This is a genomic window from Paenibacillus sp. EZ-K15 (assembly GCF_002573715.1).
Lineage (GTDB): Bacteria > Bacillota > Bacilli > Paenibacillales > Paenibacillaceae > Paenibacillus_AQ.
Map to the genome: position 1 here is coordinate 926 of NZ_PDHM01000003.1, position 22,603 is coordinate 23,528.

A 22,603-nucleotide genomic window follows, 5' to 3' on the forward strand; every position below is an offset into this window, starting at 1 on the left:
TCCGAAGAGTCGTCAACGTTGTTGACGGCTCTTTTTGTGTTGTTTTTAAGCTGTTTTTCTCTAATGTAACTGGACTTAGAGAGAAGGCATTGTCGCTTGCACTGGGTGTTATGCTAAAATAAGAAAAAACGATAAAGTGGTGGAGTCATCAATGGTGGAGATGGAGCACATCGTTCAGAAACTAGAGCAGACCTTGGGTACCTCACTCGGTTTAAAAACATTGAATGCTCAGGAAGCAGCATGGTTAACAAAACTAATAGCGACCTCACCGCCATTCGGTGATCGGATGGGTCATGAGGAAAGAGCCCAGGGGGCTAGTAGCCGTGAAGAAAACAGAACCTCACACCAATCACGAAGGGTTCACGGCGCCTATGTGCACAAGAACCTTGGTGAGATTTGGATTCCTGTGAATCAACAGGATCCTAGTCGGGTAATTGTAGCGAATCAGAGTGCTTTGACGGAGTCGGAGATTGGGCTTATAACTCTACTATTGTCGAGCCTTCAGGATACGACACCAGGGGTAGTGTCCAAGAGTGCCGGTAAGGTTGAAGAAGAACGACGCGCCCAACAGTTGGGTGGTTGGTTAAAGGAACGCCTGCAAGCCGGGGAACTGCTTGCTGAATTGCCAGAGGAAATGTGGATTCGGACAAGCTTGACGGAGGACATGGTTCCCTTTCTTCTTATTCATGAGAGCGAGCACGCCCCTACTCCAAGTTATAAGGCACTGCATCGGTTATTGCGCAGCTATTTTGGCGGGGACATCATTCTGGTGCCACTGCTTGATAAGGAATGGATTATCTTAGCGAACCAGGAATTGCTGGACGGTATAACGACGGATGATAAAGAGGATGCTTCGGTGGAAGGCGATCAAGATTTGCTCTCCTTATTCTGTATGGGGCTCTATGAGCTGATTTCAACGGAATGGGTGGGGGATTTCCATATCTCGGCGATACCGGCAGTTAATGCCCTGCATGCTCTGCCACAGACCGTTAGCATGTTAAGAGAGACCATGACCATCGGCCGTACCTTCCAGGTAAAGGAACATATCCATCTGTCGACCGGGCTTCATCTGGAGCGCCTGGTCTATAGCATTCCCGAGTACCAACGCAATCAATTTCTGCGAGAGTACGCTGCCGGACATACCGATTTATTCGAGGATAGTGAGACCTTGTCAACGCTGGAGTCTTTTTTCGAATTGGATTGTAACGTGAGCGAGACGGCCAAGCACCTATATATTCACCGTAACACGCTGCTATACCGCCTGGATAAGATCAAACAGGAGACGGGGCTTGATGTTCGCAGCTTCAGTGATGCGGTTTTAGTGAAAATAACGCTTCTATTGTATAAAGTGACGAAAAGGAAATAGGTTTTTTGTGCAGATTGTGTATAGCAAGTCAGGTGCCTATGGGGTAATATAAGATTATAAATTAATTGTATTCGATTTCATAACATTCATATGAGGGGGCAAATGCACATGGCTGGTGTACGCTTAGAGCATATTTACAAAAAGTATGCAGGTGCGGATAAAGCAACTGTAATTGACGTTAATCTGGATATTAAAGATAAAGAATTCTTGGTATTGGTAGGTCCTTCCGGTTGCGGTAAGTCCACGACATTGCGTATGATCGCAGGTCTTGAGGAAATTTCTGAGGGTAAACTTTACATTGGCGACCGCGTTGTTAACGATGTAGCACCTAAAGATCGTGACATCGCGATGGTATTCCAATCCTACGCCTTGTATCCACATATGAACGTATATCAGAACATGGCATTCGGTTTGAAACTCCGTAAAGTGAAGAAAGACGAAATCGATAAACGTGTACGTGAAGCAGCGAAAATCCTGGATATCGAGCATTTGCTTGAGCGTAAACCAAAAGCTCTGTCCGGTGGTCAGCGTCAGCGTGTTGCCTTGGGTCGTGCGATTGTCCGTGATCCGCAAGTCTTCTTGATGGATGAGCCGCTTTCCAACTTGGATGCGAAACTCCGCGGTCAGATGCGTGCCGAAATTACAAAGCTGGTTAAGCGTCTTGAAACCACTTGTATCTATGTAACGCATGACCAAACAGAAGCTATGACGATGGGTGACCGTATCGTTGTTATGCAAGACGGCATTATTCAACAAGCGGATTCCCCAGAGCAACTGTACAACAATCCGAACAACCTGTTCGTTGCTGGTTTCATCGGTTCCCCAACCATGAACTTCATCAACGGTAAATTGTCCGAGCAAAACGGTGGCGTATACTTCACTTCCCAGGGCTTGAACGTTCAAGTTCCAGGCGGTAAAGCACAATTGCTCAAAAATAAATCCATGATTGGCAAAGAAGTAATCATGGGTGTTCGTCCGGAAGATATTCATGAAGAGCCAGTATTCCTGGAAGCTTCCCCGAACACGATCTTCTCTGCAAAAGTCGATGTAACCGAGAACCTTGGTCACGAAATGCTCTTGTACTTGAGCGGATTGGGCTCCGATACAGTTATCGGCCGCGTAGACGGACGTTCGACTACTCGCGAAAGCGACAATGTAAAATTGGCACTCGACATGAACAAAGTTCATATCTTTGATAAAGAGTCTGAATTGAACGTATTGCTGGAAGACTAATCTTCAGCAATCGGGATCTCTTGAAAACCGCCCCCTCAAGGGGCGGTTTTTTTAGGAGAAAAAGACAATAATCATGGTAGTATTTACGCCTAGAAAAAGGTTTGGGGCGTCTTTCGCAGTTGCTAGTAGAAGTATTCGATGGGTAGCAATCTATTTAAAGCAGCTAACCCAGAGGCGGGAAATAAATAGAGTCCCATGCCTTTTCTAATAAAACATGACATTAATATTATTCAAGTTGTAGTACCGCAATAGTAGTGGAAGTCACCCCCATATAAGCCTAATGTCGCAATGGAGTAGCCGGTTAGAATTGCATTCATTGGCTTTTTTCGATAAGATAAGCACAAAGCAAGGGATACATAAGTATGGGACATACGGAATGTTGAAGCATATTTCATGTGAATTTCCAGATCGCTGATAAGGCTTATACAGATTATTTACTTTAGAAAATATCGAATATGGAATATATCATCCAATACGGGCCGTGTATAAGACGGTTGCGTTGTGATGTCAACATACAATGGAAGAAGAGGGGTAAGACCATGGCCAAGAAAGTGAAGGTATCCGAGCTGGTCCAGCAGTTTCAGTTGGAGGTCATCGCAGGTGAGGAAGGCTTAAAACGTCAGATTACAACGGACGATCTGAATCGCCCGGGATTGGAAATGGCCGGTTATTTTGAATACCATCCGCGGGAACGGGTCCAGCTTCTGGGGCGCACGGAGTTGGCTTTCTTCGGGATGCTGAAGCCGGAAGAGCGTAAAGAGCGGATGCGCAGCCTGTGCACGGAAGAAACACCTTGCATCGTGGTTACACGTTCCTTGGAAGTGCCGGAGGAACTGGTGGAACTCGGGAATGAGAGAGGTTTGCCTGTCCTGCGCAGCAGCATGGCGACAACCATTCTGACAAGCCGATTCACAAGCTTCCTGGAACGCAAACTCGCACCAACTACAACCATCCACGGGGTATTGTGCGATGTTTATGGCGTGGGGATGCTGATAACAGGCTCAAGCGGTATCGGGAAAAGCGAGACGGCACTGGAGCTCGTCAAACGCGGACACCGATTAATTGCGGACGATGCGGTGGAGATACGTCAGACATCGGATTTTCAGCTTCACGGTACGGCGCCGGAGCTCATTCGCCATCTTCTGGAGATCCGCGGAGTCGGTATTATTAATGTAATGACGTTGTTCGGTGCAGGAGCCGTTCGGAACAATAAACGGATTACGCTTGTTGTTCGATTGGAAGCCTGGCAGCAGGATAAACAGTATGATCGACTGGGGTTAGATGAAGAAACAACTCGAATTATTGAGACGGACATCCCTCTGGTCACCATTCCGGTTCGTCCAGGACGTAACCTTGCGGTTATTATTGAAGTGGCAGCTATGAACTACAGACTGAAACAAATGGGACTGAATGCTGCGCTGCAGTTTACGAACAAGCTGACAGCAACGATCGCTGAAGATATGGACGATTTGGACTAGGACTAGGGAGGTTATAAGTGATGCAAACATTGCTCATCGATCCGGTGGTGTTCTCCATCGGATCGCTGCGTGTTCATTGGTATGGCTTGATTTTAGGGCTGGGTGCTTTGGTGGGGCTGTTGCTGGCGATTCGCGAGGGGAAGCGTTTTGGCATTCCGCAGGAGTTCTTTATGGATTTGGTATTGCTTGGCGTACCTTCGGCAATTATTGGTGCACGTATTTATTATGTAGCATTTAAATGGGAAGATTATAAGGACAACTTCCTGGACGTGTTCAAAACATGGAATGGCGGGATTGCGATATTTGGTGCTCTCATCGGGGCTATTATCTGCGCTTTGATCTTTGTACATAGAAGAGGCTACTCATTCTGGCGGATTGCTGATATCTGTGCTCCGTCTCTGTTGGCCGGCCAAATCATTGGTCGCTGGGGGAATTTCGTTAACCAGGAGGCCTATGGCGGTCCTGTCAGCGAATCCTTTTTACGGGGGCAGCTGCACCTGCCTGATTTCATCGTCAATCAAATGAATGTACAAGGCGTATTCCATCATCCTACCTTCCTATACGAATCCTTATGGAACTTGGTGGGTATTGTCATACTGCTTATTCTTCGCAGACAGAAATTCCTGCGCGCAGGCGAGCTCTTCATCGGATATTTCATCTGGTATTCCATCGGCCGATTCTTCATTGAAGCGGTGCGCACGGACAGTTTGGCGTTCCAAGGCGCAGCCGGACTTGCCGACTTCATTAACAATACGTTATGGGCACCGATGACTTGGATGGGCTTTGAACTGGGCCATCTGGATCCGGCCTACGGCAATATTCGGATTTCTCAGCTGCTGTCGGTGTTGATTGTCATTGCAGGCATCATACTGATCATTGTGCGCCGTGTAACGGGTCGCGCCAATGTGCGTTATTTGGACCCCATCGTGTCAACGAAGACCGGAGCAGGCCCTACGCCTGAAGCGGACCTTCAGACCAATAAAGCCGCGAAGTCATCTGCGCAGGCACCTGTTAAGCAGGACAAACCGGCAGCAGAGCCAGCAGAGACGGCTGACAAAAGCACTCTAACCCAAGTCCAGGAGACGGAAGTCAAACCGTCCCCAGTAGAAGATACTCCGGCAATAAAACCAGATACGGAGGACAAAAAGGAGTAGTTGCAGCATGATCGAAACCGTACTGTTTGATTTGGACGGAACCATTATTGATACGAATGAATTGATTATCTCGTCGTTTCTGCATGTCTTCGAGGCTCAGGCCCCGGGACCGCTAACCAGGGAGCAGATCATTCCACATATGGGAACCACGCTGGAACAGCAGCTGCAGGCTTTCTCGGGAGGCGTCGAGGATGTTAGTCCGCTTGTCAAAGCCTACCGCTCCTTCAACACGCTTCATCATGATGAGATGGTTAAACCGTTCCCCCATGTAAATGAAGTCGTGGAGCGTCTTCATCGTCACGGGCTTTCACTGGGGATCGTAACGACGAAGATTCGTCCCTCCACGATGATGACTTTGGAGAAGTACGATCTGGAGCGCTTCATGTCGGCGATTGTGACGGTGAACGACGTCGAGCATCCGAAACCGCATCCTGAGCCCGTTCTGACGGCGATCGAGCGGCTGGGCGCCAATCCGGCTACGACATTGATGATCGGGGACAGTCCGGTCGACATTCAATCTGCCAAGGCGGCGGGCGTGAAGGCCGCCGCCGTAGCTTGGTCCCTGAAGGGTGAGCAGAAGCTGATGGAGTATGGTCCGGATTATGTTTTAATGGATATGAAAGACCTGTATGAGATCGTAGGACTTCAAGAGGAATAGGAGTTTTGGCAGCATGGCCAGAAAGGTTACCCGTTATCCTGTAGAAGGGCCCAACGCGCTATGGCAAATCTACCGCACCGTGAGCCCGTTCAAGGGCGTCAAGAACTTCATCTTTATCCAGTTGGCCCGCTATTGCCCTATCCTGCCCTTGAAGAACTGGATATACCGCCATATGCTCGGGATGAAGGTGGGGAGGCATACCGCGTTTGGATTGATGGTCATGGTGGATGTGTTTTTTCCGGAGAAAATATCTATCGGCGAGAATTCGGTGATCGGCTACAATACAACGATTCTTGCTCATGAGTATTTAATAAAGGAATATCGCCTGGGTGAAGTGCGGATCGGGGAGAACGTGCTCATCGGCGCGAACACTACGATTTTGCCTGGCGTAACGATCGGAGATGGAGCGGTTGTTGCTGCAGGGTCTGTCGTACATAAAGATGTGGCACCGGGTGTTTTTGTAGGCGGCAATCCATTGCGAGAGCTGAAGAGGACATCGACGGAAAGTGAGTCAATTTGAGGTAATGTGACAAGTTAGGTTCTCAAGCTACCTGAATTATTGTAGAATGAGTAGAGGATAACATGACACAAAGCGATTCCATAGTCCCCGGGGTATGATAGCCTTGAGGGACTTTTTTGCCCGCCCATCCTTATACATTGACTCTATGAAAATACTTGAAATCAAGGAGGCGACGCCTGACATGAGTGCAACGCTGAACAAGAAGGAAAGGCTCCCGCAGCTCGATATTTATCGTGCGCTGGCCATCCTGGGCGTGCTTCACGTTCATGCGACTTCATTTGCAACAGTTGATGCGATTGATTCGCGATTCTATTATATTATTAATTTTTTGAACATTTTCTTTAAATATGGTACACCTTCGTTTATATTCCTAAGCAGCTTCGTGCTGTTCTATAACTATGCGGACCGGCCTCTGACCAAGGATCTGATCAAAAACTTCTACAAACGGCGGCTCTTGTATATTTTGCTGCCTTATGTGTTGTTCTCGATCATCTATTTCTTTGTACGGATGTATCAGAACGGGTTGCTCAACAGCTCATTTGATCTATGGGCACAGATGCCGCTTTTCTTTGAACGTTTAATTCGGGGGCAGAACTATACGCACTTATATTTTGTATTTATCAGTTTGCAGTTCTATATCCTGTTCCCGATCTTCCTTAAGCTGTTCAAATCGTCCCGGTTTCTTGTACGGTGGGCGGTTCCCATCGGGTTCCTGCTTCAATGGGGCTTTATCATTTGGAATAAATACGAGCTTCAATACACGTTTAAAGGAAGCTTGGCCATCTCGTATTTAGCCTACTATATGCTGGGTGCTTATCTGGCGATGAATTACGACAAATTCAAGGGTTGGCTTACGTCATCCTGGAAAAAGCAGACTTCAGGTCAAAGAGCAGGTACGGTCGTGTTATGGGCCGGTTGGCTCGCAATGGCACTGACACATGTGCAGATTTGGTACAATCAGAGATTGCATGGTGCCAAATATGACTCCCTGTTGTACGAGCTGTTATGGAATCTGCACACGGTTTTCTCCGCGATTGTGCTGATGCAGCTGGCCAGCTGGCTGTATAACAGCGGTTGGAAACTCATCGTGAAGGTGCTGACGCGGATTGGCGAGCTGTCCTTCGCGATCTATCTAGTGCACCCTCTTTGGCTGTTCCTGTATCGGGAGTACGATCTCAAGCTAAATCCGGTAACCGATGATTATCTCATCTGGATATATGGCGGCATGGTAACTGCATTGATCGTCAGTGCGCTGGTGGTGCAAACCGTGTTCCGGTGGGTTCCGGGCTCCTGGATGCTGCTCGGCAGCGTTCCGCGATCTTTGAAGCCATCATCTAAAGCACCGAAAGCACCAACGCAGAGAAAAGACACCGTTACAGGCGACAGCAAAAAATCAGTAGATCTATAACCATAGCAGGCATACTTTTTTCTTTTTTATCATTATGAAGCAAAGCCGTCCGGCAATCGGGCGGCTTTTTTTGCATTATGCCGTCGCTGGACATAGCAGAGGTTCGCTCATAGACAAGTAAGCCACTCCAGCATGTTCTTGTGTTACAATTATACCCATAAGTTAAGAGGATTCTTTGGCGGCTAAGGCGGATTACAACGGAGAACGATACATAGCAGGACGCATTCATGATCCATTGACGATCAGGCAGGGTTCATGGTAATATAGCCAATATCCTTTAATTTATTAGCAAGGTACCACTTTACCATAGTAAAGACTTTTCTGAATTTGAGGTGGAGCGTCATGTCTAAACCAAAAGGCTTCGAGAAACCAGCAGGTGTTCGTGATTATCTCCCTCATGCGGTCACCAAGCTGCGCCGGATTGAACGTGAAGTGCTTGCATGTATGGACCGCTGGGGATACCAGCAGATTATGACACCAACGATGGAATATTACGATACGGTAGGCGTAGCAAGCTCTACGTCGGACCAAAAACTGTTTAAATTATTGAATAAGCGCGGAACGACCATGGTGCTGCGCTCCGATCTGACCGCTCCCATAGCACGGGTCATGTCATCTCTCCTGAAGGATGAGCCGTTACCGGTGCGTTTGTCTTACCATGCAAATGTGTTTCGCGCAATCGAAGAAGAGGCTGGCCGGGAGGCTGAATTCTTCCAGACGGGTGTAGAGCTTGTAGGCGACGATACGCCGGAGGCCGATGCCGAAGTGATTGCGCTGGCGATCGAATCCCTGAAGGCGGCAGGTGTGGAGAAATTCAAAATCGCGATGGGGCATATGGGTTACCTTAATGGCCTTCTGCAAGAGGTGCTGCCTGAGCGGACGGAGGATCAAGAGAGCCTGAAGCAGGATCTGCTGAACCGCGACTATGTCGGATACCGAAATACCATTGCCAGTCTGCGTCTTACGGAGACACAGCAGGACCAGCTGGAGGGAATCCTGAAGCTGCGCGGGGGCAGGGAGATTGCCGGGCAAGCACTTGAGATTAGCAGCAATGATCTCGCAAGAGCTTCTATTGAGCACCTGTGCAGAGTATGGGAGGTGCTGGAGGCATACGACGTTTCCAGGCATGTTCTGTTTGATCTGACGATGCTCGGAGATTTCTCCTATTACACCGGCATGACGTTTGAAGGCTATGCTGCTGAGCTTGGTTCACCCGTTGCGAGCGGCGGTCGTTATGACAAGCTGCTCCAGCAGTTTGGCCGTGCGGTTCCGGCTACCGGCTTTGCGCTTAAGACCAATCGCATATTGGATGGGGTACAGGGAGAAGAGATTACGGAGGAGCTGCCCGTTCTGATCCGTTACACGGCTTCCTATCGCAAAGAAGGTTTGGCAAAAGCATCAGAATTGCGGTCACAGGGTCATACCGTCATCACCTCGATTATGCCAGACTCGGCGAATGTCCGCGATGAGGAAGTACCCGTTGTATCCGGCAGTCTGCTTAATAGAGGCTATCGGGAGATCATTACCCTTCGATAGAAGTTGATATTTCACTCTATTTTATATAGGTTTAGGTCAGGAGGAGTTGAACGTGGCGGAAACGTTGAAAGTAGCGATGCCCAAAGGGCGTATATATAAAAAAGCATCCGCGCTGTTTCGTTCAGCCGGACTTCCGATTCCCCTCGATGTGGATGAGACGCGCAAGCTGGTCATTCCCTTGCCGGAGGCAGGAATGGAATTTATTCTGGCGAAGCCGGTGGATGTGCCGACTTATGTGGAATACGGTGTCGCGGATATCGGAATCGTTGGCAAGGATGTGCTGATGGAAGAGAACAAAGATGTCTATGAGCTGCTCGATCTCGGCATCGCAAGGTGCCGGATGTCGGTTATCGGCTTACCGGATTGGAAGCCGGGCATACGTCAGCGGGTTGCCACCAAGTATCCGAATGTGGCTTCGCAGTATTTCCGTGAACAAGGCCAGCAGGTTGAAGTGGTTAAGCTGAATGGTTCCATCGAGCTTGCACCGCTTATCGGCTTGGCGGACCGGATCGTGGATATGGTGGAAACCGGCCAAACGCTCAAGGAGAACGGACTTATAGAGATGACCAGCATCTTTGAAATTACAAGTCGCCTGATTGCCAATCGTGTCAGCTATCGGATGAAGAATGATGAAATTCAGGCATTGTGTGATCGGCTGCAAATGGTCATTATGTCTGAGGGAGCGAATATATAGCGCTAAGAACGAAGGTATAAACAGGATGAGCATGGATGGGTCGGACAAATAGATTGTCGATTCGTAAGAAATGCTATGCGTGTATCAAAAACAAGATGTGATGCAAGCAGCGGGATTGGGGGAGATGAAGGTGAAGGTTGTATCAGCACGGGACTTTCAGCTGAAACGGGAAAATGATTACGGTACACCAGAGCAGAATGAAGTCGTGAAGGCTATTGTGCGGGATGTGCGGTCTGAAGGAGATGCTGCCTTGCTTCGGCATACCGAGCAATTGGACCGCGTCCGTCTTACGGCAGATCAGCTTCGCGTAACGGATGAAGAGCTCAAAGAGGCTTATCATCATGTGGAGTCTTCGTTCGTGAAGGCGATTCAGGCCGCCGCGAATAATATTCGTGCTTTCCATGTGAAGCAGAAGCGTAATTCCTGGATGGATCTTCAAGCCGACGGCAGCATCTTGGGACAGATCATTCGCCCGTTGAAGCGCGTGGGTGTATATGTGCCCGGCGGGAAGGCAGCCTATCCTTCGTCCGTGCTGATGAACGTCATCCCGGCGCAGGTCGCAGGTGTGCCCGAGATTGTCATGGTCACTCCCCCTGCTACCGGCGGAAAGGATGGGATTAATCCCTATATCCTGGTCGCCGCAGCCGAGGCCGGCGTTACGGAGATCTACCGCGTAGGAGGAGCTCAGGCGATTGCGGCGTTGGCCTACGGTACGGAGAGCATCTCTTCCGTTGATAAAATCTGCGGTCCCGGCAATATTTATGTTGCGCTGGCCAAGCGAGAAGTGTACGGGGCGGTCAATATTGACAGCCTTGCCGGTCCGAGCGAGATTGCGGTATTGGCCGATGACAGCGCAGATGCTTCGTATATTGCGGCGGATTTGCTCTCCCAAGCAGAGCATGACGAGATGGCATCCGCCATTCTCGTGACGCCTTCACGCAAGCTGGGCGAGGCTGTTGCCACAGAAGTGCAGCGGCAGCTTGAACTGCTGCCGCGGCGTGACATCGCTCGCGCATCCGTGGATACTTACGGCGCGGTGATCATCACGGAATCCCTTAGAGAAGGGATTGAAGTTATTAACCGTTTGGCGCCGGAGCATCTGGAAATTGTGACAGAGGAGCCGATGGCGATTGTGGGCCAGATCGAGAACGCGGGTGCGATCTTCCTCGGGCCATACAGCTCGGAGCCGGTAGGTGATTATTTTGCAGGACCGAATCATATCATCCCGACGAATGGGACGGCTCGGTTCGCATCGCCGGTTGATTTGGACGATTTCATTAAGAAATCAAGCTTGATCTACTACAGCAAGGAAGCCCTGCTGCGCGATGGCGAGCAGATTATGGAGCTGGCTCGGCGCGAAGGGCTTGAAGGTCATGCCCGGGCGATCGAGATTCGGCTTGAACAGGAGCGTTAAGCATCAAAGAGGAACATGAATGATTCGTTCATACTAGATACGTTTAGAGGAGGCAATCAACGTGAGCAGTTTGGATGCAGCAGCAAGATCAGCCGGCGTGAGCCGCAAAACTAATGAGACCGATATTGCCCTGGATTTCAATGTCGATGGAACCGGGATCTCGGAATTGGAAACCGATGTGCCGTTTCTGAATCATATGCTTGATTTGTTTACGAAGCATGGTCAATTTGATCTTCGCGTGAAGGCGAAGGGAGATATCGAGATCGATGACCACCACACGGTGGAGGATATCGGGATTTGCCTGGGGCAGACGTTCCGCGAGGCGCTGGGTGATAAAAAAGGCATTAAGCGCTATGCCAGCGTGTTTGTACCGATGGATGAGGCGCTTGCTCAAGTCATTGTGGATATCAGCAACCGTCCGCATTTTGAGTATCGGGCCGAGTACCCTTCGCAGCAGGTAGGCTCTTTTGAAACTGAGCTTGTCCATGAATTTCTGTGGAAGTTGGCGCTGGAGGCGCGAATCACGCTGCATGTCATCGTTCATTACGGACACAATACTCACCATATGATTGAAGCGGTATTTAAGGCCCTCGGCCGTGCATTGGATGAGGCGACTACCGTGGATCCGCGGGTGACCGGCGTGCCATCCACGAAGGGAGTGCTCTAATCGATGGCCATTGCAATCGTGGATTACGGCATGGGCAATCTGCACAGCGTCAGCAAAGCAGTGGAGCGGCTTGGATATAAGCCGCTCGTTACCGGGGAGCGAGAGGAGATTCTGGCGGCGGATGGCATCATTCTGCCTGGGGTCGGCGCGTTCGGCGATGCTATGGAGCAGCTGCGCGAAACTTCGCTGGACTCGGTCATGAAGGAAGCAGCGAAATCGGGGAAGCCGCTGCTGGGGATTTGCCTCGGCATGCAGCTCCTGTTCAGCCGGAGCCAGGAGCATGGCAAGTTTGAAGGGCTGGATATTTTGCCCGGATCGGTTGTACGGTTTACGGGTGGTGACTACAAGGTGCCGCATATGGGCTGGAATTCATTGCAGTTCGAGAAGCGGGAGCATCCGCTGTTTGCGGGACTTGAGGAAGGTCATGTGTATTTTGTCCACTCGTATCATGTTCTTCCTGAGGTTCAGGCTGATTTGCTGGCGGTTACCGATTACGGTCAGCCAGTGACAGCCATCGTAGGCCGCGATTCGGTGTATGGCATGCAGTTCCATCCCGAGAAGAGCGGGGAGCTTGGGATGAGCCTGCTTCGCAATTTCTTGGCTTTAACGTAATGTAAGGTGATCAAATAGACCAGAAGGAAAGTGGGAATGGGGATGTCCTCTTTTATCATATATCCGGCAATCGATATTCGCGGCGGCAAATGCGTCAGGCTCGTACAAGGCGATTATAATCAAGAAACGGTATACAATGACAATCCGCTCGAGGTAGCCAAATCGTGGGAAGAGCAGGGCGGCACCTTTATTCATCTCGTGGATTTGGACGGAGCGAAGGCAGGCCATCCGGTAAATGACGGTATCATCGGGAAGATCGCAGCAAGCGTCCAGGTTCCAGTTCAGGTAGGCGGAGGTCTGCGCACGCTGGCGGATGTGGAGCGGCTGCTGTCGCTTGGCGTCAGCCGTGTTATCATCGGTACGGCGGCAATTGAAGACCGTGTCTTTACGGAAGAGGTGCTGGGCAAGTACGGGGATAAGGTGGCCATCGGGATCGACGCGCGCAACGGATACGTCGCAACTAGGGGCTGGCTGGAAACGTCAGAGGTTCAAGCCGAGGTGTTGGCTAAGGAGCTGGCAGCCAAAGGAGCGGAAACCTTCATCTTTACCGATATTTCCCGTGACGGGATGATGCAGGGGCCTAACGTGGAGGGGATTGTCTCGCTTGCGAAAGCCAGCGGCCGCTCGGTCATCGCTTCGGGCGGCGTGACGAAGCTGGACGATTTGCTGGCGCTCAGCGCACACAGCGGCGACGGTGTAGGCGGAGCGATCGTAGGCAAGGCGCTGTATACAGGCAATATTGACCTGAACGAGGCAATTACGAGAATCAAATAGGTCTGGACTTAGGGTCCGTTCAAATAAGAGGTTGATCGATACAGTTCATAGGGGAAGAGGGGAACAGCATGCTGGCAAAACGGATCATACCTTGCCTGGACGTGAAGGACGGCCGGGTGGTGAAGGGTGTAAATTTTGTGAATCTCCGCGATGCGGGCGATCCCGTGGAATTGGCGGCGCTCTATGACCGGGAAGGCGCAGACGAGTTAGTCTTTCTGGATATTTCGGCATCGGTCGAAGGCCGGGCGACGATGGAGGAAGTCGTGCGGAAAACGGCAGGGGAAATTGCCATCCCTTTTACCGTGGGTGGAGGCATTTCGTCCGTCGAGGACATGAAGCGGATTCTGCGGGCAGGCGCGGATAAGATCGGGATGAATACGGCAGCGGTCAAGCAGCCGGAGCTCATCTCAGCCGGGGCACGCAAATTCGGCTCCCAATGCATCGTTGTGGCGATCGATGCCAAGTACAACGAAGCGTGGGGAGAATGGGAAGTGTACACGCACGGCGGACGTACGCCTTCCGGCATCAAAGCGCTGGATTGGGTGAAGCAGGCGGAAAGCCTGGGTGCAGGCGAGATTCTGTTGACCAGCATGGATGCAGACGGAACGAAGGATGGGTTCGATCTATCACTTACCTCTGCCGTATCTTCAACAGTACAGATCCCGGTCATCGCGTCCGGCGGTGCTGGCAAAGAGGATCACTTCTATGACGTGTTCACCACAGGCAAGGCGGATGCGGGCCTTGCCGCAACGATTTTCCATTATAAAGAGATCACGATTCCTCATCTGAAGTTGCATCTTAGTCAAAAAGGAGTGGATATACGGTGAGCGAAGATATGTTGAAGGATTTATCCCTGGAGCAGGTCAGCGAGCATATCCGTTGGGATGCCTTGGGCCTGGTGCCGGCGATTGTACAGGATGCACAGAGCAAGCAGGTGCTGATGATGGCTTATATGAATCGGGAGTCTCTTCGCTTGACGCTGGAAAGCGGCGAAACTTGGTTCTGGAGCCGTTCGCGCGAGGAGCTGTGGCATAAGGGGGCAACTTCCGGGAACGTCCAGACGGTCGTTTCCATGACATACGACTGTGATGGAGACACTCTCTTGCTGATGGTGGATCCGAAGGGACCTGCTTGTCATACCGGACAAACAACCTGCTTTTACAATGAGATTACGATTCAGGGGCAGAAGAGCGGGACTGCGAATAACCCTGCAGCTGCAGAGAGCGGGCGGTTTGCGGTTCTTGCCGAGCTGGAAGAGGTCATTGCCCAGCGTGAAGTGGAGCGGCCTGAAGGGGCTTATACGACTTACCTCTTTGATAAAGGGGTAGACAAAATCCTGAAGAAGGTGGGCGAAGAAGCTTCGGAAACGATCATCGCCGCTAAAAATAAAGACAACGCCGAGCTTAAGCTTGAAATCAGCGATCTGATCTATCACCTACTGGTACTTCTCCAGGAGCGCAAGCTCCCGCTGGATGAGATCATGGATGAGCTGAGTCGCCGCCACGAACGGCCACGCCGCGATTAGGAGGTCTACCGATGCATATTGATTACCATACCCACCATGCCCGGTGCGGACATGCCGAGGGGCAGCTGGAGGAGTATGTACGGCGCGCCATTGAACTCGGGATGGATCAATTGGGCTTGTCGGATCATATGCCCTTGATTCACGTCAACCCGGAAACGTATTATCCGGAAATGGCCATGCCGATGGACGAGCTGCCGCGTTACGTGGAAGAGTGCCTGCAGCTGAAGGAACGCTACAAAAAACAGATTGACATTCGGATCGGTCTCGAAGGCGATTATATCGAGGGATACGAAGAACAGATTGAGCGGATTGTGAAGGACTATCCGTGGGATTATGTTATCGGCTCCGTACACTTTCTGGGAGAGTGGGATATTACGGATTACCGTCAGACCCAAGGCTGGGAGGGCAATGATCCGCTTGAGGTTTATCAGCAATATTATGATGCGGTGCAGAAAGCCACCGCGACTGGCTTCTATGATATCTTGGGCCATCTGGACGTGATCAAGCGGTTCGGTTATGGACCAGGCCCCGAACAGAAGTCGGAAGTGATCGCTCTGGAACAAGCCGCGCTTGCGGCTGTGGCCCAAAGCGGGAAAGCCATGGAGCTGAATGCCTCCGGTTTATCGAAGGCCTGTGAGGAAATGTTTCCGAGCCGCCGCATGCTGGAGGAAGCGATTAAGCTTGGCATTCCGTTGACTTTAGGGTCGGATGCCCATCAGCCGATGAAGCTGGGCGAGCATCTGGGCCAGGCCAGAACACTGCTATCGGAGCTTGGCGTTCGGGAGATCGCGACCTTCCGTAACCGGAAGCGGGAGATGGTGCTTTTGAATGTTGAGGGAAACAATGTATAATAAAGATAAGCACTAATTGCAAACAGGTTTATTGCAGACGGCTGTTTTCTACTCCTAGAGACCCTTCTTCGAAGAGGTTGATGGAGGCGGGAACGGCCTGATTTGACGATAACGCTTTCAACGAGATCGTTGCATCAGCCATTATCAACCACTCTCGTCAGGAGGTCCTCATGTATCGTTCATTACGATTGTTCGCCGGAACTTCCAATCCGGCGCTTGCAGCAAATATCAGTAAGCAGTTGGGAGTTGAACCGGGAAAGATCAAGATTTCCCGCTTTCAGAGTGGCGAAGTTTATGTGCACTTTGAAGAGAGCATCCGCAATTGCGATGTTTTTCTGCTGCAGTCCTTTTCTCACCCTATCAATGAAATGTTCGTAGAGCTGCTGGTGATGATTGATGCCGCGAAGCGTGCTTCCGCCAGAACGATCAATATCATTGTGCCTTATTACGGTTATGCCAGACAGGAACGGAAGGCAGCACCGCGTGAGCCGATTTCGGCCAAAATGGTAGCCGATGTGCTGACCACAGCCGGGGCCAACCGCGTGATTACGATTGATCTGCATGCCCCTGCTATTCAGGGCTTCTTCAATATACCGGTGGATCATCTGACTGCGCTCGATCTGATTACGGAATATTTGAAGACCAAGAAAATTGAGAACCCGGTCATCGTATCCCCCGATGCCGGGCGGGCGAAGACAGCCGAGAAGCTTGCGAGCCGCTTGGGATCGCCGTTTGCCATGATGATCAAGCAGCGTCCTGCCCATAACGAAGCCGTTATCACCCATGTCATTGGGGACGTGGCGGGGCGTACGCCGATTATTATCGAGGACTTGATTGATACGGGAACCACCATCGTGCAAGTGGTCGAAGGTCTGAAGGAACGGGGAGCTAATGATGCCATTGTTTGTGCAACCCATGGGCTCTTCTCCGGTGAAGCACTAAGCCGTCTGGACCATGCTCATATTGAGGAAATCGTGGTCACAGACTCCATCGTGCTCCCAGATCATCACTGCAAGATGCGGCTTAAGGTGCTGTCTGTTGCGCCCATGTTGGCCCAGGCAACCCACATTATTACCGAGGGCGGCTCGATCGCCACTTTATTCAAAGACGCCGGTGTGTAAACTGGTGTCTTTTTTCTGCAAATGACGTTGAAACTTGTGTTATACTGTTGTGGATAGAGGAGCAAGTTAAAGGAGGTGCCTTGCTTTTCGTGAATGGTTATCCATATGGGTCCAGTGACCCCCACAATGTTATATCTATCGAAATGAATGCCAATTTCTTCTTCGATCGCGCGGTTCGTTCGCTTGATCGTTTCCAATATGACAGGGCTCTGAAATATTTTCGCAAAGCTGTTGAATATGAACCGGATAATCCGGTGAATCATTGCAATATGGCGGGTATATTATCAGAGACGGGAGATTATAAAGCTTCCAACGATGTGCTGGCTCACATTTTGGAGCAAGTTGACCCGTTGATGACGGAGTGCTACTTCTACATGGCGAACAATTACGCCAATATGGAACAGTTCGAGCAGGCGGAAGAAGCGCTTGTTACTTATCTGGAGGAAGACCCCAGCGGTCAGTTTCTGGATGAGGCCGAGGAGATGATGGAGCTGCTTCATTATGAGCTGAATCGTCCTGCCAAGCTGAACCGGATCAAGAGTCGTGAAGGCGTGGTCGAGCATGAGCATGCCCGGGCGCTGCTTGAGGAAGGGAAATTCGCACAAGCGGTCAAGCTGTTGGAGGAAATCGTCAAGGATTATCCGGATTTTCTGGCTGCTCGTAACAATTTGGCTCTGGCCTATTATTATATGGGGCGCTTTGATACTGCGAAGCGCACCATTGGCGAGGTGTTGGATCAGGAGCCAGGCAATCTGCACGGTTTATGCAATCTGGCTATCTTCTTTCAGCATGAAGGAAATCAGGAGCAGCGTGACCGATTGATGGACATGCTAACGGTGACGGTTCCTTTTCATCAGGAGCATGTGTTTAAGCTGGCGACAACGATGGGAATACTGGGGCAGCACGAAATTGCCTACGGTCATTTTCGCCGGTTGTTGAAGGAAGAGGAGTTTAGCGGAGATCCTAGTCTGTATCATTATACGGCTGTTGCGGCATGCAACAGCGGTTATTATGACAGGGCCGAGAAATATTGGCGGCAAGCTTTGAAGCTGGACGGAGATTCGGTGATTCCGAATTTCTATCTGGCGCAGCTGCAGAAGCGTAAAGAGACCGGTACGGACCAGATGAAGGTGAGTTACCACTATCACCTTCCGTTCGAAGAGCAGTTCAAACGCTGGGAGCATGACGGCGACAAGTTGACGGAGGAAGCGAAACAGAATCCGCTGATTCGTTCTTCATTCTTCTGGGCGCTCCGGCATGGCGATCCCCATACCAAGCTGCAGGTGATCCGGACGCTGGAATTGATTGCCGATGAAGAGGTGCAGCATGCGCTGCAATCGTTCCTACAGGAACCGGGAGAGGATGCGGAGCTGAAAGATGCCGCCCGCCTGGTACTCCAGCAGATGGAGGCCGCAAGCAATCGGCTGAAAGAACGCCGCGACGATCGCGATATATCCAGCAGCAAGACCCGTGAGGTGCTGCCGGATTGGCTGCCTTCCTGGAAGGCGGTGCTGGAGAAGGCAGAGCAGACCATGGACATGCGGGTAGACCCTTTTTGGAAAAAAGAGATGGAGAATCTCTGGTCCGAGTTCCTAAGCCGGCTGTACCCTGATATTCCGAACATTCGGAATGTGGAGGGCTGGGCAGCGGCATTGGAATATCTGACGGCCAAGAAGCGTGGACGAACCCTAACCTATGAACAGGTGGCTGTCCGTTACGGTATTTCGCCATCAACGGTGAGTCGTTACGCACGTCAAATGGATAGCGTATGTGAAACGAAAGCACAGCCGGATGATAATTTCCGGCCATTTACGGAAAACATTTAAGTAAGAACCCATATTCGGATACTTAGGAGACCTTGGTACATGAAGATTCCATAAGTCCTGAATAGGATGTAACACGTAACAGAAATCGACACCTTAAAGGAGGCCGTATCTATGTACAAATCAATCGTAATCGGAACAGGACCTGCCGGATTGACGGCAGCCATCTACTTGGCACGCGCGAACTTGAAGCCGCTCGTTATCGAGGGAATGCAGCCGGGCGGTCAGCTTACGACAACGACGGAGGTTGAGAACTTCCCTGGATTTCCGCAAGGAATCATGGGTCCCGAGCTGATGGATAATATGCGTCAACAAGCGGAGCGCTTCGGTGCAGAGTTCAAGAGTGCCTGGGTCGAGTCCGTTGATTTCTCCGAGCGTCCGTTCAAGGTGAATGTCGAGGGCATGGGCGAGCTTCTGGCTGAGTCCGTTATTATATCGACGGGAGCTTCCGCGAAGTATCTCGGAATTCCGGGAGAGCAGGAGAACGTTGGTCGCGGCGTAAGTACATGCGCCACATGCGACGGGTTCTTCTTCCGCGGGAAAAAGATCATTGTCATCGGCGGCGGCGACTCCGCGATGGAGGAAGCCAGCTTCTTGACGCGTTTTGCTTCCAGCGTAACGGTAGTGAACCGCCGTACCGAGCTGCGTGCATCCAAGATCATGCAGGATCGTGCACGTGAGAATGAGAAGATCCAGTGGGCTCTGGACCGTACGCCGGTTGAGGTGGTTACCAGCGAAACCGGTGTTAAAGGGCTGAAGGTCCGCAACAACGAGACCGGAGAAGACGAACTGATTGAAGCGGAAGGCGTATTCGTGGCTATCGGCCATACACCGAACACGGGTTTCCTTGGCAATCAGATTACGACCGATCCGACTGGTTACATCCTGGTTAAACCGGGTACGACGGAGACGAACATTCCGGGTGTATTCGCTTGCGGCGATGTCCAGGATACCCGTTACCGCCAAGCTATTACGGCTGCAGGCACAGGCTGTATGGCCGCTATGGACTGCGAGAAATATCTCGAGGGCCATATGGTGCATGACTGGAGCGAAACGCTGAATAAATAATCTCTGATTTTTTGAGGGATGATATGTAAAATAGAAAAAGCCTCTGAGCTATACAGCTGACGGTTTTGGCGAGACTATCTCGTAAAAACCTGTGCTTGTGTAGCCCGGGGCTTTTTTTGCTGGGAGGTTACAGGCTTAATGCCTTGTTGGCATTGTTCACATCATTCTCCAGCAGCTGCTTCAAATTGTAAGACGGATACAGACCGCGTACATACATAAAGTAGAAGATCTTCCCGTGCAGGTCAATGGCTTTGTTCAACTGTTTCTGCAGGGTTTCTCTTACGCTTGGCGTTGCCGCTTCGGTAATGGCAATGGCGTAGCTGCGGACAGAGGTTTTGGCAAAGCCGAGCAGATGGCCTGCGTAATACGCCGTCAAATCGTCGCCGGAAAGGCTGCGGGTTCCTGTTGGCGCTTCCGCATAGTAAGGTAAAAGCTCTCGCAAGTTTTGTTCCACTCCGTGGATCGCTTCAGTGTACAGCCCATGGAGCTCCGGGTCTTTGATATCACGCAAGGACATTTTGAACCCCATCAGGTTATTTGCCTGAAAAGCGGTTAATTCATGAATCTCCAGCGTTTCATGCCAAGCGAGATGCCTCGGATTTTGACTCATGCTCAATAGGTTCTCCTCCAAAATCAATATGCGATAGCCTATTCACCGGATGGAGGAAGGGTGCATCTGCCCAGCCCCGAGCCTTACAAATCTTGCGCCAACCGCACCATGTCACGCAGTCGCATGCCGTTCTCATAGATTTCCTCATCATAATGGCGGACGAAAAAGTCCCGATCGATGCCTGTCATCCGAAATCCGCATTTCTGATACAGCGCCAGCTGCGCCACGCCAGTGCTTCCTGTGCCCACTTCAATCGTTGCATATCCGAGTTCCCGTGCCTGCCCGATGGCATGATTCACAAGCTGTTTGCCATAGCCCTGGCCGTGCAGATTCTCGCTTACTGCAACGTTAACCAGCTCGATCGTATCGGGCCTTGTAGGCAGCAGGACGTAGACCCCGATCTGATGCGAGTCCTCTTCAGCCACATAGCAATGACCGCGCTTTACATAGTCATCTACCAGCCTTAACGATGGATCTGCAAGCAGCAGCAGGTCCATAGGGGGTTTTTCATGAGTATTCAGCTTTCTAATGTTCACGAGCGTTCTCCTTATATATCTATAGTGATTTTAAAACAGGTTTATTGTAACATGCCTGGACACCGAATTCCTGGATTTGGATGATTTCAACTGACGGTTGAATTCTTCCGGGATTCAAAAACCAGGTTATTGTATGCCTTACGCAACGCCCCTACAATGAGGTTATATAGGAGCGTGATCCATATGAGAGACATGTTAGCCAAAAATATTAATCGTTACCGAAAGGAACGGGGGCTCACCCAGGAGGGATTGGCTCACAAACTGGGCGTTACCTTCCAGGCGGTATCCAAATGGGAAACGGGACAGACCATGCCCGATATCGCGCTGCTTCCGGAGCTGTCCCGGCTGCTGAACGTCAGCATCGATAAGTTGTTTGGTTATTCTTCGACGGGCAAGCCGATCAGCATATATGAAGAGGAGTACAAAACACCGGAGTACTATTGGGGCACGGAGCCGAACGCGGCCTGTTACCAGGTGCTTGAAATGATCCCGCCCACAAGAAGGGTAAAGCTGCTGGATATCGGGTGCGGGGAAGGGAAGGATGCCGTGTTTTTTGCCCGTAACGGCTATGAGGTCACAGCATTCGACATATCGGATGCGGGGATCGAGAAAACGAAGCGATTGGCTGATAACACCGGAGTACACGTGAACGTATTCAAGGCGGATATTTCGGATTACCGTCTGGACTCGGAGTTTGACGTGTTGTATTCCAGCGGCGTTCTGCATTATATCAGACCCGAGTATCGTGAAGAAATCTTTACGAACTATAAAAAATTCACGTCGGCAGAGGGATTTCATTGCCTTAATGTGTTCGTACAAAAGCCGTTCATTGCGCCTCCTCCCGAGGATGAGCCGTACGCTTACGACTGGAAATCCGGGGAGCTTATGATGCATTATCACGATTGGTTGATTCACAGCTGCCCGGAGGTCATTTTTGATTGCAATTCGTCAGGTATACCGCACCGGCATGCGATGAGTAAGTTGATTGCACAGAAGGCGTAATGGAAGGCGAGTTAGGCGGTTTTCTAACTTTTTCGTACAAATATGAGGATGGTTAACATAGCGGCCCCTTCCCAGACATACATAAGGGTGTAGGATTAATATTGGCATGGGAGGTCTTTCATGAACAACCATAACCATTTTGGTTATCCAGCGCCGCCTGCGGGTTATGCACCGGGTTACTATGCTTATCCCCCGCCCCAACCTATACCACCGTATTACGCGCCTCGTACCCCGGCAATTCCGCAGCCAGCCCATTACGCAACGTTGGTTGAACCGGTATTTATTGAACATCTGCTCCGGCATAAAGGAGCCAAGGTAGTCATCATGACCACCGCGGGGAAAGTCGATGGGATCTTATCCGCAGTTGCAGTGGACCATCTCCAATTGACGGTTGGGGATAATAAGGCACTGCACATTCGTCTGGCCGAGGTGGTGTACTTCGAGGGAGTTCCGTTCTGATAAACAGGTGAGCAAAAATAGTTTAATTGAAAAATTACCGGCTGGAAGGGAAGGATTAGGCCGGCAAATCGCCAATTCATACAGTACAGGTCCG

At 50.8% G+C, this 22,603-nt stretch carries 23 protein-coding genes; 21 read left to right on the top strand and 2 right to left on the bottom strand.

Annotation, left to right across the window (positions count from 1 at the left end):
- Positions 1 to 151 precede the first annotated feature (151 nt).
- From CRG97_RS00635 to trxB, 19 genes are all read left to right on the top strand, one after another.
- Positions 152 to 1,366: a PucR family transcriptional regulator gene (locus CRG97_RS00635; protein ID WP_098741285.1), complete on the top strand. Its 1,215-nt coding sequence runs from the start codon at positions 152 to 154 to the stop codon at positions 1,364 to 1,366.
- Positions 1,367 to 1,474: 108 nt separating this feature from the next.
- Positions 1,475 to 2,599: an ABC transporter ATP-binding protein gene (locus CRG97_RS00640; RefSeq protein WP_098741286.1), complete on the top strand. Its 1,125-nt coding sequence runs from the start codon at positions 1,475 to 1,477 to the stop codon at positions 2,597 to 2,599.
- 539 nt (positions 2,600 to 3,138) lie between these two features.
- Positions 3,139 to 4,077 (top strand): HPr(Ser) kinase/phosphatase, encoded by a 939-nt coding sequence (hprK, locus tag CRG97_RS00645; RefSeq protein ID WP_076326127.1) that lies wholly within the window; start codon positions 3,139 to 3,141, stop codon positions 4,075 to 4,077.
- 20 nt (positions 4,078 to 4,097) lie between these two features.
- On the top strand, positions 4,098 to 5,231 hold the full coding sequence (lgt, locus tag CRG97_RS00650; protein ID WP_098741287.1) for a prolipoprotein diacylglyceryl transferase: 1,134 nt from the start codon (positions 4,098 to 4,100) through the stop codon (positions 5,229 to 5,231).
- 7 nt (positions 5,232 to 5,238) lie between these two features.
- Positions 5,239 to 5,889: a pyrophosphatase PpaX gene (gene ppaX, locus CRG97_RS00655; protein WP_098741288.1), complete on the top strand. Its 651-nt coding sequence runs from the start codon at positions 5,239 to 5,241 to the stop codon at positions 5,887 to 5,889.
- A 13-nt stretch (positions 5,890 to 5,902) separates the two neighbouring features.
- On the top strand, positions 5,903 to 6,409 hold the full coding sequence (locus tag CRG97_RS00660) for an acyltransferase (protein WP_076326130.1): 507 nt from the start codon (positions 5,903 to 5,905) through the stop codon (positions 6,407 to 6,409).
- A 181-nt stretch (positions 6,410 to 6,590) separates the two neighbouring features.
- Positions 6,591 to 7,817: an acyltransferase gene (locus tag CRG97_RS00665; RefSeq protein ID WP_098741289.1), complete on the top strand. Its 1,227-nt coding sequence runs from the start codon at positions 6,591 to 6,593 to the stop codon at positions 7,815 to 7,817.
- Between the two features lie 342 nt (positions 7,818 to 8,159).
- Positions 8,160 to 9,353, top strand: coding sequence for an ATP phosphoribosyltransferase regulatory subunit (locus CRG97_RS00670; RefSeq protein WP_098741290.1), 1,194 nt, complete (start codon positions 8,160 to 8,162; stop codon positions 9,351 to 9,353).
- A gap of 52 nt (positions 9,354 to 9,405) precedes the next feature.
- Positions 9,406 to 10,047, top strand: coding sequence for an ATP phosphoribosyltransferase (gene hisG, locus CRG97_RS00675; RefSeq protein ID WP_098741291.1), 642 nt, complete (start codon positions 9,406 to 9,408; stop codon positions 10,045 to 10,047).
- Positions 10,048 to 10,177: 130 nt separating this feature from the next.
- Positions 10,178 to 11,461: a histidinol dehydrogenase gene (gene hisD / locus CRG97_RS00680; RefSeq protein ID WP_098741385.1), complete on the top strand. Its 1,284-nt coding sequence runs from the start codon at positions 10,178 to 10,180 to the stop codon at positions 11,459 to 11,461.
- 61 nt (positions 11,462 to 11,522) lie between these two features.
- Complete coding sequence (hisB, locus tag CRG97_RS00685; RefSeq protein ID WP_098741292.1) at positions 11,523 to 12,128, top strand: imidazoleglycerol-phosphate dehydratase HisB; 606 nt, start codon at positions 11,523 to 11,525, stop codon at positions 12,126 to 12,128.
- 3 nt (positions 12,129 to 12,131) lie between these two features.
- Complete coding sequence (gene hisH / locus CRG97_RS00690) at positions 12,132 to 12,740, top strand: imidazole glycerol phosphate synthase subunit HisH (RefSeq protein WP_098741293.1); 609 nt, start codon at positions 12,132 to 12,134, stop codon at positions 12,738 to 12,740.
- Positions 12,741 to 12,782: 42 nt separating this feature from the next.
- The gene (gene hisA / locus CRG97_RS00695) at positions 12,783 to 13,514 is read left to right on the top strand and encodes a 1-(5-phosphoribosyl)-5-[(5-phosphoribosylamino)methylideneamino]imidazole-4-carboxamide isomerase (protein WP_202618844.1); all 732 of its coding nucleotides are present in this window, start codon (positions 12,783 to 12,785) and stop codon (positions 13,512 to 13,514) included.
- 68 nt (positions 13,515 to 13,582) lie between these two features.
- On the top strand, positions 13,583 to 14,341 hold the full coding sequence (hisF, locus tag CRG97_RS00700; protein ID WP_098741295.1) for an imidazole glycerol phosphate synthase subunit HisF: 759 nt from the start codon (positions 13,583 to 13,585) through the stop codon (positions 14,339 to 14,341).
- A complete protein-coding gene (gene hisIE / locus CRG97_RS00705) occupies positions 14,338 to 15,039 on the top strand; it encodes a bifunctional phosphoribosyl-AMP cyclohydrolase/phosphoribosyl-ATP diphosphatase HisIE (RefSeq protein ID WP_098741296.1) in 702 nt (233 codons plus the stop codon). The genes hisF and hisIE overlap by 4 nt, the downstream gene beginning before the upstream one ends.
- Positions 15,040 to 15,050: 11 nt before the next feature.
- The gene (gene hisJ / locus CRG97_RS00710; protein WP_098741297.1) at positions 15,051 to 15,890 is read left to right on the top strand and encodes a histidinol-phosphatase HisJ; all 840 of its coding nucleotides are present in this window, start codon (positions 15,051 to 15,053) and stop codon (positions 15,888 to 15,890) included.
- 170 nt (positions 15,891 to 16,060) lie between these two features.
- Positions 16,061 to 17,011, top strand: a complete 951-nt coding sequence (locus CRG97_RS00715) for a ribose-phosphate diphosphokinase (protein ID WP_076326139.1) — start codon at positions 16,061 to 16,063, stop codon at positions 17,009 to 17,011.
- 89 nt (positions 17,012 to 17,100) lie between these two features.
- A complete protein-coding gene (locus tag CRG97_RS00720) occupies positions 17,101 to 18,837 on the top strand; it encodes a tetratricopeptide repeat protein (RefSeq protein ID WP_397330366.1) in 1,737 nt (578 codons plus the stop codon).
- Positions 18,838 to 18,948: 111 nt separating this feature from the next.
- Positions 18,949 to 19,902, top strand: coding sequence for a thioredoxin-disulfide reductase (trxB, locus tag CRG97_RS00725; RefSeq protein ID WP_076326141.1), 954 nt, complete (start codon positions 18,949 to 18,951; stop codon positions 19,900 to 19,902).
- A 127-nt stretch (positions 19,903 to 20,029) separates the two neighbouring features.
- Here trxB and CRG97_RS00730 read toward each other — a convergent pair whose 3' ends face one another.
- Together CRG97_RS00730 and CRG97_RS00735 are read right to left on the bottom strand one after the other, a co-directional pair.
- Positions 20,030 to 20,512 carry a spore coat protein gene (locus CRG97_RS00730; protein WP_098741299.1) on the bottom strand — a complete coding sequence of 161 codons (483 nt, stop codon included), beginning with the start codon at positions 20,510 to 20,512 and terminating at the stop codon, positions 20,030 to 20,032.
- An 83-nt stretch (positions 20,513 to 20,595) separates the two neighbouring features.
- Positions 20,596 to 21,048: a GNAT family N-acetyltransferase gene (locus CRG97_RS00735; protein WP_098741300.1), complete on the bottom strand. Its 453-nt coding sequence runs from the start codon at positions 21,046 to 21,048 to the stop codon at positions 20,596 to 20,598.
- A 183-nt stretch (positions 21,049 to 21,231) separates the two neighbouring features.
- On the opposite strand from CRG97_RS00735, the gene CRG97_RS00740 reads away from it, so the two are divergent.
- Positions 21,232 to 22,050 (top strand): methyltransferase domain-containing protein, encoded by an 819-nt coding sequence (locus tag CRG97_RS00740; protein WP_098741301.1) that lies wholly within the window; start codon positions 21,232 to 21,234, stop codon positions 22,048 to 22,050.
- A 120-nt stretch (positions 22,051 to 22,170) separates the two neighbouring features.
- Positions 22,171 to 22,509 (top strand): DUF2642 domain-containing protein, encoded by a 339-nt coding sequence (locus tag CRG97_RS00745; RefSeq protein ID WP_098741302.1) that lies wholly within the window; start codon positions 22,171 to 22,173, stop codon positions 22,507 to 22,509.
- Positions 22,510 to 22,603 lie beyond the last annotated feature (94 nt).

Bases quoted from the DNA above. Each gene is read 5' to 3' on its own strand.
- CRG97_RS00715 (WP_076326139.1), top strand. From the start codon at position 16,061: ATGTATCGTTCATTACGATTGTTCGCCGGAACTTCCAATCCGGCGCTT.
- CRG97_RS00670 (WP_098741290.1), top strand. From the start codon at position 8,160: ATGTCTAAACCAAAAGGCTTCGAGAAACCAGCAGGTGTTCGTGATTAT.
- CRG97_RS00745 (WP_098741302.1), top strand. From the start codon at position 22,171: ATGAACAACCATAACCATTTTGGTTATCCAGCGCCGCCTGCGGGTTAT.
- hisA (WP_202618844.1), top strand. From the start codon at position 12,783: ATGTCCTCTTTTATCATATATCCGGCAATCGATATTCGCGGCGGCAAA.
- hisH (WP_098741293.1), top strand. From the start codon at position 12,132: ATGGCCATTGCAATCGTGGATTACGGCATGGGCAATCTGCACAGCGTC.
- hisJ (WP_098741297.1), top strand. From the start codon at position 15,051: ATGCATATTGATTACCATACCCACCATGCCCGGTGCGGACATGCCGAG.
- trxB (WP_076326141.1), top strand. From the start codon at position 18,949: ATGTACAAATCAATCGTAATCGGAACAGGACCTGCCGGATTGACGGCA.
- CRG97_RS00640 (WP_098741286.1), top strand. From the start codon at position 1,475: ATGGCTGGTGTACGCTTAGAGCATATTTACAAAAAGTATGCAGGTGCG.
- CRG97_RS00665 (WP_098741289.1), top strand. From the start codon at position 6,591: ATGAGTGCAACGCTGAACAAGAAGGAAAGGCTCCCGCAGCTCGATATT.
- CRG97_RS00730 (WP_098741299.1), bottom strand. From the start codon at position 20,512: ATGAGTCAAAATCCGAGGCATCTCGCTTGGCATGAAACGCTGGAGATT.
- hisF (WP_098741295.1), top strand. From the start codon at position 13,583: ATGCTGGCAAAACGGATCATACCTTGCCTGGACGTGAAGGACGGCCGG.
- CRG97_RS00635 (WP_098741285.1), top strand. From the start codon at position 152: ATGGTGGAGATGGAGCACATCGTTCAGAAACTAGAGCAGACCTTGGGT.
- lgt (WP_098741287.1), top strand. From the start codon at position 4,098: ATGCAAACATTGCTCATCGATCCGGTGGTGTTCTCCATCGGATCGCTG.
- ppaX (WP_098741288.1), top strand. From the start codon at position 5,239: ATGATCGAAACCGTACTGTTTGATTTGGACGGAACCATTATTGATACG.
- CRG97_RS00740 (WP_098741301.1), top strand. From the start codon at position 21,232: ATGAGAGACATGTTAGCCAAAAATATTAATCGTTACCGAAAGGAACGG.
- hprK (WP_076326127.1), top strand. From the start codon at position 3,139: ATGGCCAAGAAAGTGAAGGTATCCGAGCTGGTCCAGCAGTTTCAGTTG.
- CRG97_RS00660 (WP_076326130.1), top strand. From the start codon at position 5,903: ATGGCCAGAAAGGTTACCCGTTATCCTGTAGAAGGGCCCAACGCGCTA.